General features: G+C 73.2%; 1 protein-coding gene. It reads left to right on the top strand.

Annotation, left to right across the window (positions count from 1 at the left end; genetic code table 11):
• Positions 1 to 396: 396 nt before the first annotated feature.
• The coding region (locus tag AAC134_RS23815) for a DEAD/DEAH box helicase (protein WP_339952301.1) at positions 397 to 1792 on the top strand (1396 nt) is incomplete at its 3' end.

Genomic DNA, 1792 nt, shown 5'->3' with positions numbered 1-1792 from the left:
GCGACGGACGGCTCCGGAGAACAGGCGCTCGCGCCGGGGGTTCGGGCGGGGCGCCTGGGGCGCCTGGGGCTGGCGGGGGACGGGCGAGCGGGGGGCTGTCGCGGATTGGCCACGCGGGCGGGGGGCTGGCGGGAGCGTGAACGAGGGGCTTGCTATCGGTCAGGATCGCTGCCATATGGCCCCGAGCGTCGGCCGGGAGAGATCTCCCGGTCCGATCGACCGGATGGCGTGAAGCTCGGGCGGCCCAAAAAGCTCCGCCCCCGGATCCGGCGGTCCAACGGACGCCCCTCAGCCCTGCACGTCCTGAGTCACGCGGGCCGTCATCCGACGGACCCATTGCGCCCCGCGTCCTTCCATGGCCGCGCCCGGGCGCCCATCGCCCATGAAAGGCGCTCAATGACCACCTTTTCCGACCTGCCCCTCTCGGCGCCCCTGCATCGCGCGCTGGAGGAGGAAGGCTACGCGACCCCCACCCCCATCCAGATCCAGGCGATCCCGCCGGCGCTGGAGGGACGCGACATCCTGGGCGTCGCCCAGACCGGCACCGGCAAGACCGCGGCCTTCGCCCTGCCGCTGCTGGACATGATCCAGCGCGACCGCATCGCGCGGCCCACCCACTCGACCCGGGTGCTGGTGCTGGCCCCGACGCGCGAGCTGGCCAACCAGATCGCCGAGAGCTTCCGCACCTACGGCCGCCACATGACCCTGCGCGTCGAGACCGTGTTCGGCGGCGTCTCGGTCAGCCGCCAGATCCGGGCGATGAAGGGCGGCGCCGACGTGCTGGTCGCCACCCCCGGCCGCCTGCTGGACCTGATCGACCAGGGCGCGATGACCCTCTCGAAGGTCGAGGCGCTGGTGCTCGACGAAGCCGACCAGATGATGGACATGGGCTTCATCCACGCCCTGCGCCGCATCGTGCCGATGCTGCCCAAGAAACGCCGCACGCTGTTCTTCTCGGCCACCATGCCGCGGGCCATCGCCGAGCTGGCCGGCCAGTACCTGACCAACCCGGTCAAGGTCTCGGTCGCGCCGCAGTCCACCACCGCCGAGAAGGTCGACCAGCGCGTGCATTTCGTGCGCGCCGGCGACAAGCAGGCCGCCCTGAACGTGGTGCTGAAGGCCGAGGACTATGACCGCGTCCTGGTCTTCACCCGCACCAAGCACGGCGCCGACCGGGTGGTGAAGAACCTCGAGCGCGCCGGCGTCGCCTCGAAGGCGATCCACGGCAACAAGCGCCAGAACGAGCGCGAGAGGGTGCTCGACGCCTTCCGCAACGGCTCGCTGCGGGTGCTGGTGGCCACCGACATCGCCGCGCGCGGCGTGGACGTGCCCGGCGTCAGCCATGTGATCAACTTCGAGGTCCCCAACGTCCCCGAGCAGTACGTCCACCGCATCGGCCGCACCGCGCGCGCCGGCGCCGAGGGCGTGGCGATCAGCTTCTGCGCCGAGGACGAGCGCGGCTACCTGCGCGACATCGAGAAGATCACCCGCCAGAAGGTGCCCACCGCGCAGCTTCCCGCGACCTTCGCCGCGGAGGCCTCCGAGCTGTCCTCGCGCAAGACCGAGTTCTCGGCCGGCGAGACCGCCCGCGCCGCGGAAGGCCCCCGGGGCCGGGGTCCGCGCCAGGGCCAGGGCCAGGGCCGCGGCCCGGGCGCCGGTCGCGAGGAGCCGAGGGGCGAGGGCGCCGGGCGCGGCGCGCGCGGCCGTCCGGGCCGCGGCAAGCCGGGCCACCCGGTCGCCGAGCTCGGCGTAGGTCCGGCAGACCCGCTGCCCGTAGGAAATCGCCGGCCGA

Origin of the sequence: uncultured Albimonas sp. (assembly GCF_963977235.1) — a bacterium.
Classification (GTDB): Bacteria; Pseudomonadota; Alphaproteobacteria; order Rhodobacterales; family Rhodobacteraceae; genus Albimonas.
The sequence above is the reverse complement of the archived record's forward strand: the minus strand, read 5'-3'. Positions and strand labels throughout refer to the sequence as shown.